This is a genomic window from Dactylosporangium darangshiense (genome assembly GCF_039537565.1).
Lineage (GTDB): Bacteria > Actinomycetota > Actinomycetes > Mycobacteriales > Micromonosporaceae > Dactylosporangium > Dactylosporangium darangshiense.
In genome coordinates this window covers 140,502-157,455 of record NZ_BAABAT010000005.1, presented here as the reverse complement: position 1 = coordinate 157,455, position 16,954 = coordinate 140,502, and the positions used below count along the sequence as shown (strand labels likewise).

Sequence of the window (16,954 nt, the reverse complement as noted above, 5' to 3'; positions counted from 1 at the left end):
AAGAGGGCTGAACCCTACCTTAAATGAGAGCGCTCCATCGACCAATATTCATAAAGGTTATTTACTGTTAACAATCCTTCCTTTACATTGAGCGGCATCACCCCCACCGCTGGAAGGAGCGATTGGATGCGCAGAGCGATCGCTGCGGTACCCCTGACGCTGGCCGCCGTGGCCGCCGCACTGCTGGTGACGGCGTCCCCGGCGTCGGCGCACGGGTACATCTCCTCACCGCCCAGCCGTCAGGCGATGTGCGCGCAAGGCCGCGTCGCCAACTGCGGCGAGATCGTCTACGAACCGCAGAGCGTCGAGGGTCCGAAGGGCCTGACGAGCTGCAGTGGCGGCAACAGCCGGTTCGCGGAGCTCGACGACCCGAACAAAGGCTGGCCGGCCACCTCGGTCGGCAACACCGTCACGTTCACGTGGGTGTTCACCGCCCGCCACGCCACGACGAACTTCGAGTACTTCGTCGGCGGCACCCGCATCGCCAACATCGACGGGGGCGGCCGGCAGCCCGACGCCACCGTCTCTCACACGGTGAGCCTCGGCGGGCGCACCGGCCGCATTCTGGTGCTGGCGCGCTGGAACATCGCCGACACCGGCAACGCGTTCTACTCGTGCGTCGACCTGCAGGTCGGCAGCGGCGGTGGCAACCCCACCCCGACGCCCACGCAGCCGTCGCCGACGCCGACGCGTCCGAGCCCGTCGCCGACGGTCACCCCGACCACGCAGCCGCCGACGGGCACCACCACCTGGGCCGCCGGCGCCGCGTACAAGGTCGGCGACCGCGTCACCTACAACGGCGTGACGTACCAGTGCCGCCAGGCGCACACCGCGATCGCCGGCTGGGAGCCTCCCAACGTCCCGGCCCTGTGGCTGCGCGTCTGACCTTCGGTACCACTGGAAAAGCGGTGGCGTCCCGATCACCGGGACGCCACCGCGCGCAAGGAGACCCCCGGACATGAAGCGTTTCGCGTTCCTTCTTGCGACGTTCCTGCTGGCGGGCTGCGCCGCCGCCCCGGCACAGCCCGCCCCGGCAGGCACCGAGCAACGCGTCTTCAACGACACCGACGTCATGTTCAGCCAGATGATGGTGACCCATCACGGCCAGGCGCTGGAGATGGCCCGTCTGGCCCGCACGAAGGCGGTCCGCGAGGATGTGCGCACCCTTGCGGCCGCGATCGACGTCACCGAGACCGACGAGCTCAAGACGATGCAGGTCTGGCTCGAGTCGTGGAGCCAGCCGCCGTCCGCCGACCCGTCCGCACATTCCGGCCACGGCGGCGCGCACGGCACGAGCCCCGACGACATCAAGGCGCTCGCCGCCGCCAGCGGCACTGATTTCGAGACCAGGTTCCTCAACATGTTCATCGCCCACCAGCACAACGCGATCGGGATCGCCCGGATGGAGACCGGCACGGGCGTGAACCCCGGCGCGCTGGACCTGGCCAAGCGCATCGACGAGTCACGGACCGCCGAGATTCAGCAGATGCTCCGGTACCTCAACCAGCCCGCCTGACCCGCCCCCGCGCCTCCGGAGGGCGCTTCTGCGCCTCCGGGCCTCCCGCGTCCGAGCGTCATGGTGGCGGTGGGGATGATCACCGTAGCCGTAGCCGTAGCCGTAGCCGTAGCCGTAGCCGTAGCCGTGACGGCGCGGGGGCGGCATGCTCGGAGGCGGCATGGTCGGAGGCGGTTGGCCGCTGGCGGAACGAACCAGCGGCCGGCGGGACCAACCGGCGGCGGGCGGCGCGAGCCAACGGCAGACGGAGCGAGGCATCGTCCGTGCGCCGCGAGTCGCGGCGACGGCGACGGCGACGGCGGATGCGGGACCACGGGTGCGATCGGGAGGCGGAATGGGCGAGAGGCTGCGCAACTGGGCCGGGAACATCGAGTTCGGGGCGGCGCGGGTGCACCGGCCCGAGACGGTCGAGCAGGTCCAGGAGATCGTGGCGAGGGCGGAGCGGGCGCGGGTGCTCGGCACCGGGCACTCCTTCAACACGATCGCGGACACGCCCGAGGACCTGATCAGCGTCGCCGGGCTGCCGGCCGACATCCGCATCGACGAGGCGCGCAGGACGGTCAGCGTGGCGGGCGGGGTGCGGTACGGGGATTTGGCGCGGTGGCTCGACGCCGCCGGGTATGCGCTGCACAACCTCGGGTCGCTGCCGCACATCTCCATCGCGGGCGCGGTCGCGACCGGCACGCACGGGTCCGGGGTTGGGCTGGGGAACCTTGCCACCGCCGTCGCCGGGGTCGAGATCGTCACCGGCGGGGGAGAGCTGGTCTCGCTCGGGCGCGGGGACGCGGACTTCCCAGGCGCCGTCGTGGCCCTCGGAGCGCTCGGCGTCGTGGTGCGGGTGACGTTGGACGTCGTCCCGGCGTACCGGATGAGCCAGCACGTCTTCGAGCACCTCCCGCGCGCGCAGCTCGACGCGCACTGGGACGAGATCGCGGCCGCCGGCTACAGCGTGAGCCTGTTCACCGGCTGGGCGGGGGACACGGTCGACCAGGTGTGGGTCAAACGGCGCGTCGACGACGCGCCCGCGCCCGGCGAGTTGTTCGGGGCCAAGCCGGCCGGCGGGCCGCGGCACCCGATCGCGAGCATGTCGCCCGAGCACTGCACGGAGCAGGGCGGCGCGCCCGGGCCCTGGCACGAGCGGCTGCCGCACTTCCGGCTCGATTTCACACCCAGCAGCGGGGAGGAGCTGCAGACGGAGTACTTCGTGGCGCGCGCGGACGCGCCCGCGGCCTTCGCGGCCGTTGAGCGGGTGCGTGACCTGGTCGTTCCGGCGTTGCAGATCTCCGAGATCCGCACGGTCGCGGCGGACGAGCTGTGGCTCAGCCCCCATTACGGGCGCGACAGTGTGGCGTTGCACTTCACCTGGGTACCGAATGATGATCTTGTTCTTGGGGCGGTTGAGGCGCTGGAGGAGCAGCTCGCGCCGCTGGGGGCGCGGCCGCACTGGGGCAAGGTCTTCCGGCAGGCGCCGCGGTATCCGCGCGCGGCCGACTTCGCCGCCCTCGCCGCGCGGATGGACCCGCGTGGCACGTTCCGCAACGCGTTCGTGGAGCGCTACGTGCCGGCAGAGTAGATTTCCACCGTGCGTATCGCTCGTTTCGCCCACAACAGTGGCATGTCGTTCGGGGTCGTCGAAGGTGAGCCGGTGGCCGGGCTGTCCGGCCTGACCGTCGCGGAGATCGAGGGCCACCCGTTCGGGGACATACGATTCACCGGGCAGCGCTGGGCGCTCGCCGACGTGCGGCTGCTCTCGCCGATCCTGCCCAGCAAGGTGGTGTGTGTTGGGCGCAACTACGCCGACCACGCGGCCGAGCTCGGCAACGAGGTGCCGAAGGAGCCGCTGCTGTTCCTCAAGCCCTCCACGTCGATCATCGGCCCCAACGACGCGATCCGGCTGCCCCTGCAGTCGCAGCAGGTCGAGCACGAGGCCGAGCTCGCGGTCGTGATCGGGGTCACCGGCGCGCGCCGTGTTGACCGCGCGGGCGCGGCGGCGGCCATCTTCGGGTACACCTGCGCCAACGACGTGACCGCGCGCGACCTGCAGCGCAAGGACGTGCAGTTCACACGCGCGAAGGGGTTCGACTCGTTCTGCCCCATCGGCCCGTGGATCGTCACCGGCCTGGACGTCTCCGACGTCGAGGTGCGCTGCGAGGTCAACGAGGAGGTGCGCCAGCTCGGCCGCACCAAGGACATGGTCTTCGACGTCGCGACGCTGGTGTCATATGTGTCACACGTGATGACGCTGCTGCCGGGCGACGTGATCCTCACCGGCACCCCCGCCGGCGTGTCCCCGATCGTGGCGGGCGACGAGGTCGTGATCTCGATCGAGGGCATCGGCGCGCTCAGCAACAGGGTCCTGACCTTGGATTAGGCGTGTTGCCGACAACCGATTTGGCGTGAACGGGGACCTCCGGTAAAGTTCTCTTCCGGCGCGGTAAGCGCCAATGGGGTATGGGGTAATTGGCAGCCCGACTGATTCTGGCTCAGTTAGTCTAGGTTCGAGTCCTGGTACCCCAGCACTGCAGCAAGATCGCGGTGCTGTAGAGTTCCACCGCACGTCGCAGTACTGGGGCCCCGTCGTCTAGCGGCCCAGGACGCCGCCCTCTCAAGGCGGTAGCGCCGGTTCGAATCCGGTCGGGGCTACGCTGCGAAAGCCGCACCACTTCGGTGGTGCGGCTTTTTTCTTATTCGGTACATCCTGTCGCGCGCCGAAGGGGAGCCGCGCCCGCGCGCGGGCGCGGCCCCTCATCGCGTCACCCGATGACGAAGCGCGCGTGCAGCACCGCGTCCGCGCCGTCGCGCCCGGCCGTCACCCCGACCGCCTGCACCGGGCCGCCGGCCATCGCGCCGCCGCCGACGTACACGGCGACGCCCGGATGCGCCACGCCGCCCGCCATCGCACGCCGGAACAGGGCGCTGTCGGCCAGGTGCGAGGCGCCGCCGGCGTACGCACCCGAGCGCAGCACCACGTGGTCCTCGTGCTGCTCGACCTTCGCCTTGCTGATCTTGGCCAGGTCGGCGAGCGACTGTGCGAGCTGCTTGGCCGCCGCGGCGTCCGCCATCCGCAGGTCCAGCTGCACCGGCAGCTCCATCGACGCCTCGTCGGCCTTGCCGGCCACCGTGAACGACACCGTCTTCGCGCTACCGAGCGCGGACGTCAGCGTCGTGGCGATCGCGTCCGGGTCGACCACGCTGCCGAGCGGCACGATCGTGCGGATCGAGAACGTGCCGTCGCCGTTGTCGTTCTCGAACAGCTCCGGGTGCTCCTGGAGGTACTTCTCGATCTCGTTGGGATCGCCGGTGAATGCCTGCATGCCCTCCGGGGCGGCCAGGGAGCGGAAGTCCAGGGCGCCGAAGAGGCTCAGCGGCAGGTACCCGGCGTTCGGGCCCAGCGCCGCCCTGAGGTCCCCGAGCGGGCCCGCCACGACACCGGCCGCGCTGGCGTCGCCGGAGAGGGCGCCGAGAGCGCTCAGAACGTCCGAGGGGGCCGCATCGGTACCGAGGGGGAGCCCCTCGAACCCGATGAGCCGCAGGCGGGCGTCGAGGCCGTCGTCGCCCGCCTGGACGCCGAGCACCGCGACGCCCTTCACGTCCAGCGCGGGCCCGCTCGGCGCCGCAGCGCTCGGCGTCGGTGCGGCGCTCGGCGTCGGCCCGGGCGCGAGCTCGCCCAGGGCGCCCAGATCGCCGAACGGCACCAGCTCGCCCGAGCCGCCCAGCACCCCGAGCGGGCTGTCCTCCGCCAGCCGCGCCTCGTACGCCTCCTGCAGCTGCGGGGTGAGCCGGTTCGCCTTCGCCAGATCCGCCCAACCGATCGCCGGCTGGTCGGCCGGGAGCGTCGCGATCGCCGAACGGAACCCGGCGTCCCTGCTCAGCGGGCTCTTCTTCGCCTCCGCCGCCGCGGCGTCCGCCGCCGCCTGCGAGCCCTCGTCGCCCACGGCCACCAGCGCGTACCCGCCGGCGACCACGAAGCCCAGCCTGTCCGTCCCGCGCCTGCGCTGCGCGGCGTCCAGCGTCGTGCGCGCCTTGCCGGCGTCCTTGGCCGACGCCACGATCAGCGTGACCGCCCGGCCCGGCCGCGCGGGCGCGGCCCACAGCGCCACCCCGATGCGGTCGTCGAACCAGGGCGCCACGTCTTCGTATGCGACCGGCGCCTTGAGGTCCTTGAACAGGTCCCGCTTGACGTCGTCGAGCTTCTTGCCACCGCCCCCGCGCGTCTTGCGCAGCAGCTCCTCGAACTTGACCCGCTGGCCGAGGCCCGGGGAGAGGTTCACCCGGGCGAACGCCGCGGCGGAGGCCGGCACCATGTCCTCCGGCAGCGTGCCGGTCGGCTCCTCCCACAGCCGCTTCATCGCGTACGCGGCGCCGCCGGCCAGCACGGCCAGCACGACCCCGGCGGCGGTCAGCGTGACCGCGAGCCGGCGCCGGGGGCGGCTCGGTGGCGCGCCGCTGTCCGGCGGCAGGCTCTCGGGCCACGCGTCATCCGCGCCGTTCTCGGCCTTCTCGGGCTCGAGCGCGGCTTCCTGGAACGCGACTTGCTCGATGGTCTCGCCCGCGCTGGCGGCTCGCTCGGACGCGCCTTGCTCGGACGCGGCCTGCGCGGACGGTGCGTGCTCGATGGCCTCGTCCGCTGTGGCCTGCACGGCGGTCGCCCCGTCGGGCGCGGCGTGGTCGCTCTGCGCCGGCCCGTCCGCGGCCGTGGAGTCGTCGACGGGCCCGGGCGGCGGTATCGCGGCCGCGTCCGGACTGGGCGGAATGTCTGGTGTGGTCATGGTCATGCCTCCCCCGTTGGATGTGACCGGGATCGTAGCGACGGGAGGCGACGTAGCCGATCGGGTAAATCGACGGCCGTCCTGCTGCAACGACGGCCGCGCCCGCGCCGGTAAGGTCCGGGCGGGCGCGTCGTCGGGGTTGGAGGCCGCCGGGCCTACAGCTGGGTGGCGATCCCCAGCAGCGCCGCGATGAACACGAAGAGGCCGATCATCGCGGTCATGCAGCCGCCGCGGCCGCCGCCACCGCTCGTCTGGGCGGGCGGTGCGACCTGCGGCTCTTGCGGCTGCTCGGGCGCGGCCGGGGAGTCCGGCGCGTCGGGCCCGGACGGGCCGTGACCTGAGGACGGGGTCGAGGGGTGGCTGCCCGCCGAGCTGTCCGGCTCGGGGCTGGCAGGTGTGGTCGAATCGGGCACTGGCGTTCCTTCCGGCCGATGCGCTCCGGGACCGCGCCCCGGATCCGCCGATGCAGTGCGCGCCCTTGCCCGGGTGGCCCCGAACGCGCCGGACGGCACATCCCGCCGATCGTAAGCGCGTCCGCGCGGCGCGCAACCCGGTCTACGACCGGGCTCGGCCGTCCCTCCGCGTCGCGGTCGTGGCTGCCTCTCCGCATCGCGGTCGTGGTGCCTCGCGGGACGTGGTCCTCGAGCGGGCCTCCGGGCGCGACTTTCTGGGGCCGTTTCGCGCATCGCCGTTGCGGCGTCGAGCCTCGCGGGACGTCGCTATCGTCCCGTAGCCGGGCGCGACCATGCGTGGCCATCCGCCCGCACGGTCGCGCCCGGGCGGCGACGATGCGCGGGCCGCGGCCTCGCGCGGCCCAGTGCGGCGCCTGAGCGCGTGCGGCGCCTGAGCGTGCCTTGGCACGCCCGGACGCCCGCTCAAGCGATCGAGGGGGCCGGCAGCGGCCCACGCCTACAGGCCCGAGAGGCGCTGCCCCGCGCGCACGACGGCCATCGCGTGCCGATCGCCCGGCCGGCGGCCCAGGCGCTCGATCGGCCCCGAGACGCTGATCGCGGCGATGACCCGCCCCGTGCGGTCCCGGATCGGCGCGGAGACGCTCGCCACGCCCGGCTCCCGCTCCGCCACGCTCTGGGCCCAGCCCCGGCGGCGCACCTCGGCGAGGGTGCGGCCGGTGAACTTGCAGCGCGGCAGCAGCGGCATCACGGCCTCGGGCGGCTCCCACGCCAGGAGCACCTGTGCGGCGGAGCCGGCCGTCATCGGCAGCACCGCGCCGATCGGCACCGTGTCGCGAAGCCCGCTGGCGCGCTCGGCCGCGGCCACGCACAGGCGCTCGTCGGCGCGGCGCAGGTACAGCTGCGCGCTCTCGCCGGTCGCGTCGCGCAGCGCGGTGAGCATCGGCTCGGCGGCGGTCAGCAGGACGTCCGGTGCGGCGTTGGCGAGCTCGCCCAGTCGCGGGCCCGGGCGCCAGCGGCCCTGGGCGTCACGAACGAGTAGGCGGTGGATTTCCAACGCCTGTGCCAGGCGGTGCGCGGTGGCGCGCGGAAGCTTGGTCCGCTCCACCAATTCCGCCAGGCTGGCGCCGTCGACGCAGGCGGCAAGGATGACAACCGCCTTGTCGAGCACGCCGACACCGCTCATACTGTGTCCCACAGACCGAAACATACCTCCCAAATTTTAGGATGTCCAGATGGTGGGAGAAGCACAACAGCAGCCGCGTACGCTGGCGGAGAAGGTGTGGGACGCGCACGTCGTGCGGGCCGCGGCCGGTGAGCCCGACCTGCTCTACATCGACCTGCACCTGCTGCACGAGGTAACGAGCCCGCAGGCGTTCGACGGCCTGCGCATGTCCGGGCGCCCGGTGCGCCGCCGTGATCTGACGATCGCGACCGAGGACCACAACACGCCGACCGACAACCTGCTGACGATCAGCGACCCGGTCTCGCGCACGCAGATCGAGACGCTGCGGCGCAACACCGAGGAGTTCGGCATCCGGCTGCACCCGCTCGGCGACGCCCAGCAGGGTGTCGTCCACGTCATGGGACCGCAGCTGGGCCTGACGCAGCCGGGCATGACCATCGTGTGCGGCGACTCGCACACCTCGACGCACGGCGCGTTCGGCGCCCTCGCGTTCGGCATCGGCACCTCCGAGGTCGAGCACGTCCTGGCGACGCAGACGCTGTCGCAGGCGCGCCCGCGCACGATGGCGGTCAACGTCGTCGGCGAGCTCGGCCCCGGCGTCACCGCCAAGGACCTGGTGCTGGCGCTCATCACCCAGGTGGGCACGGGCGGCGGGCGCGGGCACGTCGTGGAGTACCGCGGCCCGGCGATCGAGAAGCTGTCCATGGAGGGTCGGATGACCATCTCCAACATGTCGATCGAGTGGGGCGCCAAGGCCGGCATGATCGCGCCGGACGAGACGACCTTCGCCTACATCGAGGGCCGCCAGTACGCCCCGAAGGGCGAGGACTGGGACCGCGCCAAGGAGTACTGGCGCAGCCTGCGCACCGATGACGGCGCCAAGTTCGACACCGAGGTGACGCTGGACATCTCGCAGCTCACCCCGTTCGTCACCTGGGGCACCAACCCCGGCCAGGGCGCGCCGCTGGGCGGCTTCGTGCCCAGCCCGGACGACTTCCTCGAGAGCGCGGAGCGCGTCGCCGCGGAGAAGGCGCTGGAATACATGGCGCTCACCCCCGGCACGGCGCTGCGGGACATCGCGGTCGACGTGGTGTTCCTGGGCTCCTGCACCAACGGCCGGCTCGAGGACCTGCGTGCCGCCGCCGCGGTCCTGCGCGGGCGCAAGGTCGCCGACAGCGTGCGGATGCTCGTGGTGCCCGGCTCGGCGTCCGTGCGCGCGGCCGCGGAGGCGGAGGGCCTCGACCAGGTCTTCACCGCCGCCGGCGCGGAGTGGCGCTTCGCGGGCTGTTCCATGTGCCTGGGTATGAACCCGGACACGTTGAAGCCGGGCGAGCGCTCCGCTTCGACCTCCAACCGCAACTTCGAGGGGCGCCAGGGCCGTGGCGGGCGCACCCACCTGGTTTCGCCGCCGGTAGCCGCCGCAACGGCCGTCGCCGGTCATCTCGCCGCCCCCGCCGACCTGAACTAAAAGGGACACGAACACATGGACAAGTTCACCGTCCACACCGGCACGGCCGTCCCGCTGCGCCGGTCCAACGTGGACACCGACCAGATCATCCCCGCCGTCTACCTCAAGCGCGTCACCCGCACCGGGTTTGCCGACGGACTGTTCAACGCGTGGCGTTCCGACCCCGAATTCGTGCTCAACAATCCCGCGTACGAGGGCGCCTCGATCCTTGTCGCCGGGCCCGAGTTCGGCACCGGATCCTCGCGTGAGCACGCCGTTTGGGCGCTCACCGACTATGGATTCCGGGTCGTGGTGGCGCCGCGTTTCGGCGACATCTTCCGGGGCAACTCGCTCAAGGCCGGGCTTCTGCCGGTCGAGCTCGACCTCGAAAACGTCGAGACCCTCTGGGCCGCGATCGAGGCCGACCCGAAGCTCGCGGTAACGGTCGACCTGGAGGCGCGCCAGTTGCGCGCGGCCGGCCACGAATGGGCCTTCCCACTGGACGATTTCAGTCGCTGGCGGCTGCTTGAAGGGCTCGACGACATCGGCCTCACCCTTCGCCACGAGGACGCTATCAGCGCCTTCGAACAAGGCCGTCCGGAGTGGACACCCGTCGTTCACTAGCCTCCGTAGGGCGTCTCGATGAGCCGTCGGTCAAATCCGTTACTCCACAACGATTTCTTTTCCGTCATATGTTTGTATCCTGTGTGCGTTGGGATACCTTGCCCACAGGGACTTCAATTCTGGTACGGGAGGAAACGTGAACAAGGCCGAGCTCATCGAGGCGCTCAGCGCTCGCCTGGGCGACAAGAAGTCGGCGAACGCGGCGCTGGACGCGGTGCTGGCGGAGATCCAGGCCGCCGTGACCAAGGGCGACAAGGTCGCCATCACCGGTTTCGGCGTCTTCGAGAAGCGCATCCGTGGTGCGAGAACCGCCCGCAACCCGCGCACCGGTGAAGCGGTGAAGGTGAAGAAGACGTCGGTTCCCGCGTTCCGCGCCGGCGCCAGCTTCCGCGAGATGGTCGCCAGCGGCAAGGTGCCGAAGGTCGCCGCCGCGGCCAAGAAGGCCGTCGCGACGAAGACCACGACCGCGAAGGCGACGACCGCCAAGGCCACCACGGCGAAGGCGACGACGGCGAAGGCCGCCCCGGCGAAGGCCGCCGCGGCCAAGACCGCCCCGGCCAAGGCCGCCGCCACCAAGACCGCGCCCGCCAAGAAGACCGCCGCCAAGACGACCCGCGCCGCGGCGTCCACGACGACGGCCCGCAAGACGACGACGGCCACCGCGGCCGCCGCGAAGACCACCACCGCCGCCAAGAAGGCCCCGGCCAAGAAGGCCGCCGCCAAGTAAGCAGGCAACGAAAAGGGCGGCGCCGTGAAAGTACGGCGCCGCCCTTTCGCGTTTTCTGCTGTGGATTACTGCAGCGTCACCGGTGCCAGCCGGTCGCGTCCGGCGATGCGGCCCTGCGAAAAGCACAGCACCCAGCCGGCGCCCTTGCGGGTGTGGAAGTTGACGTCGGTCCGCTTCGTCAGCGCCGTCAGCAGCGACGGCATCAGCTTCCCCTGGCTGCACACCACCGTCGTGCCGCCACGGGCCGCCAGCCCGGCCAGCGCCGCCGCGGCCGGCTCAGGCTCCCGCAGCTCGTCGAACGTCGCGTCGATCTCGACCGGCAGCCCCAGCGGCTCCATGGTCTGCCGGCAGCGCAGGGGGGTGGCCGAGACCACCCGGTCCGGCCGCAAGAGCGTCAGGAGCGCGCTGAGGGCCCGCGCGTCGCGCTCCCCGGTTGGATCGAGGGGCCGCTCGGAGTCCGGGCCGATCCAGTCGCGCCGCCTGCCCGCCTTCGCGTGACGCACCAGGGCCACCACCGCGGTCACCGGCGGCAGGGCCAGGAACGCCCGCACGACGCCGCGGTCGTGCGCGTAGCTCAGCGCCGCCTGCGCATCGGCGGCCGGCACCCACCGGGCCTCCTCGATCTCGTCGTCGGCCGCCCGTGGCGTCCACGCGGCCGCGCGCATCGACCAGTAGTCGACGCTCTTCTCCACGCCCGGCTCGCCGGTCAGGTACCGGATCGAGGGCAGCCGCATCTGCGGTACCGCCTCGACCGCCGTCTCCTCGTGGACCTCCCGCACCGCGGCGGTCAGCTCGTGCTCGCCGGGGTCGAGCTTGCCCTTCGGCAGCGACCAGTCGTTGTACCGCGGGCGGTGCACCAGAACGATCTCCAGCGCCCCGTTCTCGCCCCGCCGCCACACGACGCCGCCCGCCGCGCGGACCACCGTGTTCACTTCAGCCATGCGATGTTCTTTTCCTCCACCACCGACTGCCACACGGCCGGAAACTCGGCGCGGGCGCGCGTGACCGCCGCCCGTTCGCGCTCGAACAGCCGCCCCGCGGTCACCGCCAGGGCGATGTTGCCGGGCTCGGTCGCGGCCGCCTCGACCCACGCGTCCGCGGCGATCGCCGCGTCCTGGTGCTCCCCGAGCACGCCCTGCGCCCGCGCGATCGCCTTGGCCAGCAGTACCGCGTCGGGACCCACCACCACCGAGACCGCGTCCGCGGCGTAGCGGGCCCGCTTCGCCCGTTTGCGGACCTCGTGCCAGTCGTCGTCGGGCAGGTCCGGGGTGAGGCCGCCGGCGCCGGGCGCGCCGCCCCCGCCGACGGTCAGGCGCCGCCACGGCTTGCGCACGATCCCCGGCAGCACCCGGTCGGCCCGCTCCTGCGCCAGCGGCGACAGGCGGGGCTCCTGCACCGCCCCGACCAGCGCTTCCAGCAGCTTCACGTACCGCCGCGAGTGCAACGCCGCGTCCAGCGTCGCCAGTGCCTTCGCCTGCCGCGACGCCAGCGCCGCGTCGATGCGCTGGACAGCGTCGGAGTCCGGCGGCGACAGCGGGTCGGCGCCGGCCGTGCGGTACAGCCGGGCCCGGAGCACCTCCACGTCGCGGGCGCCACCGAGCGCCTCGGCGAGCCACGCCAGCTCCGCGCGCAGCCGTGCCGTCCACTCCGGCTCCAGCAGCGCCTGGAACGTCTGCAGGTCGCTACGGAGCCGGCGTGTGCCGACCCGCATCTGGTGCACCGGGGTGTCGCCGTTGGGCATCATCTCGCGCAGCCGCGCGAACGGGTCGTGCTTGAAGATCCGAGCCACGTCGCGACGGATCGCCTCCGTCACCACGTCGCCGGCGCGGGGCCTGCGCCGCAGCGGCTCGGGCGCCACCAGCACCGGCGCCTCCACCGGACCCATCGCCCGCACGTGCTTGGGCACGAAGTCGCCCAGCTGCGCGCCCGCGCGCAGCAGCAGCCGCTCGATCTTGTCCAGCACCTTCGGCTCGCCGCCGATCCGCTCGACCTCGATCTCGCGGAAGCCCGACACGACGCGGCGGCCCTCCATGACGCTCACCGCGTCGTCGGCCACCTCGGCCAGGACGTTGCCGTCGCGGTCGGTGACGTCGTAGACGGTGCGCGACGTGCGCAGCACCGCCGCCGGCAGCAGGGTGCGACCGCGCCGGTACGCCGTCACCAGGTCCAGCAGGTCTTCCGGTACGACGCCCGCCCCCGCCGACGGGCGGGAGTGCTCATGGCGCAGCCCCGGAGTCGAGGACGGCAACTTCACCGTCCACGTGCGCGACCGGGCGTCGCTGCTGCGGTACCGCAGCGAAACCCCGTGCCGGGCGAGGAGCCTCTCGGCGGTGTCGTAGTAGGTCGCCCGTAACGACACCGGGCCTCGGACGCTCACCCTTCCGGCGGCTCCGAGGTCCGGCATCGTGAACGCGTCGTCGACCAGGTACTTTCGCTCTTCCTCCAGCATCCAGCCACCTTCGAGCTTGGACCGGCGTCACTCAACCCGGTCGACGATACGGCGCAGCAGCGCCTCCTGAGGGTTCTTGCCGGGCCGGCGATGCCAATCGCCGTTGCCCGACAGCTCGAACGCCCCCGTGTCGTCTCGCATCATCAAGCTCAGTACCCGGTGCAGCTCCTCGGTCGAGGCCGGGTCGGTGACCTGCACCAGCGCCTCCACGCGGCGGTCCAGGTTGCGGTGCATGAGGTCCGCCGACCCGATCCAGTACTCGGCGCGGGCGCCGTGGCCGAACCGGAACACCCGCGAGTGCTCGAGGAACCGGCCCAGGACCGATCGGACCCGAATGTTCTCCGACAGGTCCGGCACGCCCGGGCGCAGTGCGCAGATGCCGCGCACGATCAGGTCGACCCGCGTCCCCGCGCGGCTCGCCCGGTACAGCGAGTCGATGACCTCCTCGTCGACCAGCGAGTTCACCTTGAGCTGCACCAGGCCGTCGGCGCCGTACGCGACCTCGCGCTCGATCCGCTCGATGATGCCGCGGCGCACCCCGTGCGGTGCGACCAGCAGCCGGCGGTACGACGTCTGGCGGCTGTAGCCGGTCAGCACGTTGAACAGGTCGGTCAGGTCGGCGCCGACCTCCGGGTCGGCGGTCAGCAGCCCGTAGTCCTCGTAGAGCCGCGCCGTCTTCGGGTGGTAGTTGCCGGTGCCGACATGGCAGTACCGGCGGATGTGGTTGCCCTCCTGGCGCACCACGAGGGCCGTCTTCGTGTGCGTCTTGAGGCCCACGAGGCCGTAGACGACATGACAGCCCGCCCGCTCCAGCGTCCGCGCCCAGCCGATGTTCGCCTTCTCGTCGAAGCGCGCCTTCACCTCGACGAGCACCACCACCTGCTTGCCCGCCTCGGCCGCGTCGACGAGTGCATCGACGATCGGCGAGTCGCCGCTGGTGCGGTACAACGTCAGCTTGATCGCCAGCACGTTCGGATCCGCCGCGGCCTGCTCGACGAAGCGCTGCACGCTCGTGGAGAACGAGTGGTACGGGTGGTGCACGAGAATGTCGTGGTCACGCAGCCGCGCGAAGACGCTGCGCGGCGTCTCGCCCTCGGCGAAGTGCGGGTGCGTCGCCGGCACGAACGGCGGGTCCTTCAGGTCCGGACGATCGACGCCGTTGTACACCTCCCACAGCGCCGTCAGGTCGAGCCACCCGGGCACCCGCAGCACGTCGTGGGAGTCCATGTCCAGCTCGCGTACGAGCAGCTCCAGCACGTGGTCGGAGATCGACGCGGCCACCTCGAGGCGCACCGGCGGCCCGAAACGCCTGCGCGCGAGCTCCCGCTCCAGCGCCTGCAGCAGGTCCTCGTCGCGGTCCTCGTCGAGCTCGACCTCGGCGTTTCGCGTCACCCGGAACAGGTGGTGCTCGACCACCTGCATGCCCGAGAACAGCTGCCCGAGGTGCGCGGCGATCAGCTCCTCGACCGGCAGGAAGCGCATCACCCGCGCCCCGTCGCGCGCGGCGTGCAGCGCGAAGAACCGCGGCACGTTGTTGGGCACCTTGATCCGCGCGAACAGCTCCGGCCCGCCGTCCTTCTCCCGCACCACGACGGCCAGGTTCAGCGACAGCCCGGAGATGTAGGGGAACGGGTGCGCCGGGTCGACCGCCAGCGGCGTCAGCACCGGGAAGATCTGCTCGCGGAACGAGGCGCGCATCCGCTCCCGCTCGGCCGGATCCAGCTCCGTCCAGCGAACGATGTGGATGTTCTCCTCGGCCATCGCCGGCGCGATCTCCTCGGCGAAGACCCGCGACTGCCGCGACATCAACGCGGAAGTGCGCTCCGCGATCTGCTCCAGCTGCTCCGTCGGCGGCAGGAACCCGGGCCGCCGCACGGGCAGGCCGGTCTGCAGCCGCCGCTTCAGCCCCGCGACGCGCACCATGTAGAACTCGTCCAGGTTGCTGGCGAAGATGGCAAGGAACTTGGCCCGCTCCAGCAGCGGCGTCCCGGCGTCCTCGGCGAGCGTCAGGACGCGCGCGTTGAAGTCGAGCCAGGACAGCTCACGGTTGAGATACCGGTCGTCGGGCAGCGGCTTCTCTTCATCCGGTACCCGCAGTTCGCTTCCTTCGGCCCCGAACCATCCGGCGCCGAGGTCCCCACGGACGGCCTCGAGGTCTCCGGCAGCCGCGTCCGCGCCGCTCGCGTCGTACCCGGTGCTGTCCGCCGCCTCGACGGCGTAGTCCTCGGTCACATTGCCCTCGACCGCGTCCAGTTCTTCGCCACCGCTCGTTTCCGCGCCCTCGCCCACGGCTGCCGCGCCAGCGCTCTCGCCCGTGGCCGCTGTGTCCGCACCGTCGCCTGCTGCTGCCTCGTCCGTGCCCTCGCCGGTGGCCGCCGTGTCCGTGCCCGCTGCTGGTGCGTCGGCGCCGTCGCTCGCTGCCGCGTCCGCTTCCGTGGCGGGGCTGGCGTCTGCGACCTGGGCCGCGTTCGCGGCTTCGGCTTCGTCCGCGCGCTCGGTCGTCTCCAACGCCTCCGCGTCCTGGGCGGCGTCCGCGCCAAGGCGCTCGGTGGCGTCCAGGTCCTGGGCGGCGTGCGCATCCGCGGGGGCGCTGTTCGAGGTCTCTGCCGCTCCGTTGGCATTCGGGGCCGACGCGCCCTCGGCCGGTCCGCCGTTGTCGACGGCTCGCCCGTTGGTGGCCTTGGCGGCGTTCGCGTCTCCCGCGCCTGTCGCGTGGCCGTTCGCGGACCCGCCGGCCGTCGGTTTGGCTCCGTTGGTGCTGCTCGCCGTCGGCTTGGTGGTCGATCGCGCGGTGGCGGCCTTGGCGTCGGTCGAGGGCTTGGCGCCGGTCAATGGCGCCTTCGGCTCCGTGGGCTTCGTCCCGGCACCCGTCGGCCTGGCCTCTGCGGGCTTGGTGGCCGAAGACCTTGCCGACGCGGTTCTGGCCGCCGTCGCCCCGCTCGCCGTCGCCCCGTTCGCGGTGGGCGTGATCCCAGCTGGCTTACTCGCGGTCGGCGCGACGTCGCTCGGCGCGGTTTTTGTCGGCTGGCTTGCTGCTGGCTTCACGTCGGCCGCCTTAGGCCCCGCGGCCTTCGCGGGTGCGCGGGTGCCCTCCGCGGCGTTGGCGGAGGTCGGCTTCGCTGCCGCGGCCTTGGCCGGCGCGGATGCGGGCGTGTCCTCCGCGGCCTGGCTGTCTGCGGGCTTCCCGGGCCCGGGTGCGGCCTTGCTTTCCGCGGACTGGCTTTCCGCGGGCTTGGCCTGCTCGGATGCGGGCGTGCTCTCGGCGGACTGGCCTTCCGCGGGTTCTGGCTGCGCGGACGTGGCGCGCGCGGAGGCGGCCGACTTTGTCGGGGTCTTCTGCGCGGGCACCCGCTCTGGTGCCCGCGTCGTGTCTGCCGTGGCCTCGTTCACCGTGACCTCGCTCACCGTGGCTTCGTCGGCCGCCGCTGATCGCGCGACCTTTGTGGCTCGACGAGCCCGCGCCGGGGCCCCGTTCCCGTTGGACCTCGTCGTGTTGGGCGGCGCACTTGCCGGGTCTTGCCGCTGGGCGGCGTTGCGCGGGCGGCTTCGACCGGCCTTGCTCTCGTCCACCGGATCATCATGGCCTGTTTGTGCCGGTCTGAACATGAACTTCCCGCTGCTTGGCCATCACGGAAGGGTCGGGAGTGTGACCTTCGTGATCGTGCCCACATCGTCTTGGTCGAGCCGCACCCGCTGACCGAGCCGCAGGTGGCGCAGTCCGGACGCGTCGAACGCCGCCGCGGGGAACGAAAGCTCGACCCCGTCGTCGAGCAACACCGTGCCCGTACGACTCTCGTCGTCGAACGTCGCCACCGTCCCCTGCATG

Annotated in this window: 14 protein-coding genes and 2 tRNA genes; 10 read left to right on the top strand and 6 right to left on the bottom strand. The window is 72.1% G+C overall.

What is annotated here, in order from left to right; all coding sequences use genetic code 11:
* Positions 1–126 precede the first annotated feature (126 nt).
* The 6 genes from ABD901_RS13100 (at position 127) to ABD901_RS13075 (ending at position 4,159) form a co-directional block, all read left to right on the top strand.
* Positions 127–885 (top strand): lytic polysaccharide monooxygenase, encoded by a 759-nt coding sequence (locus tag ABD901_RS13100; RefSeq protein WP_345124892.1) that lies wholly within the window; start codon positions 127–129, stop codon positions 883–885.
* A gap of 73 nt (positions 886–958) precedes the next feature.
* Complete coding sequence (locus tag ABD901_RS13095) at positions 959–1,516, top strand: DUF305 domain-containing protein (RefSeq protein WP_345124890.1); 558 nt, start codon at positions 959–961, stop codon at positions 1,514–1,516.
* 334 nt (positions 1,517–1,850) lie between these two features.
* Positions 1,851–3,089: an FAD-binding protein gene (locus ABD901_RS13090; RefSeq protein WP_345124888.1), complete on the top strand. Its 1,239-nt coding sequence runs from the start codon at positions 1,851–1,853 to the stop codon at positions 3,087–3,089.
* A 9-nt stretch (positions 3,090–3,098) separates the two neighbouring features.
* A complete protein-coding gene (locus tag ABD901_RS13085) occupies positions 3,099–3,887 on the top strand; it encodes a fumarylacetoacetate hydrolase family protein (protein WP_345124886.1) in 789 nt (262 codons plus the stop codon).
* Positions 3,888–3,961: 74 nt separating this feature from the next.
* Positions 3,962–4,033, top strand: a tRNA-Gln gene (locus ABD901_RS13080).
* A 53-nt stretch (positions 4,034–4,086) separates the two neighbouring features.
* Positions 4,087–4,159 (top strand) — tRNA-Glu (locus tag ABD901_RS13075).
* Between the two features lie 110 nt (positions 4,160–4,269).
* Here ABD901_RS13075 and ABD901_RS13070 read toward each other — a convergent pair.
* The 3 genes from ABD901_RS13070 to ABD901_RS13060 form a co-directional block, all read right to left on the bottom strand.
* A complete protein-coding gene (locus ABD901_RS13070) occupies positions 4,270–6,285 on the bottom strand; it encodes a hypothetical protein (RefSeq protein WP_345124885.1) in 2,016 nt (671 codons plus the stop codon).
* A 155-nt stretch (positions 6,286–6,440) separates the two neighbouring features.
* Complete coding sequence (locus ABD901_RS13065; RefSeq protein ID WP_345124884.1) at positions 6,441–6,698, bottom strand: hypothetical protein; 258 nt, start codon at positions 6,696–6,698, stop codon at positions 6,441–6,443.
* Between the two features lie 496 nt (positions 6,699–7,194).
* Positions 7,195–7,881, bottom strand: coding sequence for an IclR family transcriptional regulator (locus ABD901_RS13060; protein WP_223101757.1), 687 nt, complete (start codon positions 7,879–7,881; stop codon positions 7,195–7,197).
* Between the two features lie 49 nt (positions 7,882–7,930).
* Between ABD901_RS13060 and leuC the strand changes: the two genes are divergently transcribed.
* The 3 genes from leuC to ABD901_RS13045 all read left to right on the top strand — a co-directional run bounded on the left by leuC (position 7,931) and on the right by ABD901_RS13045 (position 10,679).
* Positions 7,931–9,349 (top strand): 3-isopropylmalate dehydratase large subunit, encoded by a 1,419-nt coding sequence (gene leuC / locus ABD901_RS13055; RefSeq protein WP_345124883.1) that lies wholly within the window; start codon positions 7,931–7,933, stop codon positions 9,347–9,349.
* A 15-nt stretch (positions 9,350–9,364) separates the two neighbouring features.
* Positions 9,365–9,952 (top strand): 3-isopropylmalate dehydratase small subunit, encoded by a 588-nt coding sequence (gene leuD / locus ABD901_RS13050; protein WP_345124882.1) that lies wholly within the window; start codon positions 9,365–9,367, stop codon positions 9,950–9,952.
* A gap of 136 nt (positions 9,953–10,088) precedes the next feature.
* The gene (locus ABD901_RS13045; protein ID WP_345124880.1) at positions 10,089–10,679 is read left to right on the top strand and encodes an HU family DNA-binding protein; all 591 of its coding nucleotides are present in this window, start codon (positions 10,089–10,091) and stop codon (positions 10,677–10,679) included.
* Positions 10,680–10,744: 65 nt separating this feature from the next.
* Here the strand turns inward: ABD901_RS13045 and ABD901_RS13040 are convergent, their stop codons facing one another.
* From ABD901_RS13040 to ABD901_RS13030, 3 genes are read right to left on the bottom strand one after another with little or no spacing between them, the layout of a single operon-like run.
* Positions 10,745–11,620, bottom strand: a complete 876-nt coding sequence (locus ABD901_RS13040; protein WP_345124878.1) for an NUDIX hydrolase — start codon at positions 11,618–11,620, stop codon at positions 10,745–10,747.
* Positions 11,608–13,128 carry a CYTH and CHAD domain-containing protein gene (locus tag ABD901_RS13035; protein WP_345124876.1) on the bottom strand — a complete coding sequence of 507 codons (1,521 nt, stop codon included), beginning with the start codon at positions 13,126–13,128 and terminating at the stop codon, positions 11,608–11,610. Before ABD901_RS13035 ends, ABD901_RS13040 begins: the two co-directional genes overlap by 13 nt.
* A 27-nt stretch (positions 13,129–13,155) precedes the next feature.
* The gene (locus tag ABD901_RS13030) at positions 13,156–15,360 is read right to left on the bottom strand and encodes an RNA degradosome polyphosphate kinase (RefSeq protein WP_345125568.1); all 2,205 of its coding nucleotides are present in this window, start codon (positions 15,358–15,360) and stop codon (positions 13,156–13,158) included.
* Positions 15,361–15,883: 523 nt separating this feature from the next.
* Between ABD901_RS13030 and ABD901_RS13025 the strand changes: the two genes are divergently transcribed.
* Positions 15,884–16,825: a hypothetical protein gene (locus tag ABD901_RS13025; RefSeq protein WP_345124875.1), complete on the top strand. Its 942-nt coding sequence runs from the start codon at positions 15,884–15,886 to the stop codon at positions 16,823–16,825.
* Positions 16,826–16,954 lie beyond the last annotated feature (129 nt).

What these genes read in the sequence shown, in the direction of transcription:
- ABD901_RS13090 (WP_345124888.1), top strand. Translation starts at nt 1,851, where the DNA reads ATGGGCGAGAGGCTGCGCAACTGGGCCGGGAACATCGAGTTCGGGGCG.
- leuC (WP_345124883.1), top strand. Translation starts at nt 7,931, where the DNA reads ATGGTGGGAGAAGCACAACAGCAGCCGCGTACGCTGGCGGAGAAGGTG.
- ABD901_RS13070 (WP_345124885.1), bottom strand. Translation starts at nt 6,285, where the DNA reads ATGACCACACCAGACATTCCGCCCAGTCCGGACGCGGCCGCGATACCG.
- ABD901_RS13095 (WP_345124890.1), top strand. Translation starts at nt 959, where the DNA reads ATGAAGCGTTTCGCGTTCCTTCTTGCGACGTTCCTGCTGGCGGGCTGC.
- ABD901_RS13100 (WP_345124892.1), top strand. Translation starts at nt 127, where the DNA reads ATGCGCAGAGCGATCGCTGCGGTACCCCTGACGCTGGCCGCCGTGGCC.
- leuD (WP_345124882.1), top strand. Translation starts at nt 9,365, where the DNA reads ATGGACAAGTTCACCGTCCACACCGGCACGGCCGTCCCGCTGCGCCGG.
- ABD901_RS13035 (WP_345124876.1), bottom strand. Translation starts at nt 13,128, where the DNA reads ATGCTGGAGGAAGAGCGAAAGTACCTGGTCGACGACGCGTTCACGATG.
- ABD901_RS13040 (WP_345124878.1), bottom strand. Translation starts at nt 11,620, where the DNA reads ATGGCTGAAGTGAACACGGTGGTCCGCGCGGCGGGCGGCGTCGTGTGG.
- ABD901_RS13060 (WP_223101757.1), bottom strand. Translation starts at nt 7,881, where the DNA reads ATGAGCGGTGTCGGCGTGCTCGACAAGGCGGTTGTCATCCTTGCCGCC.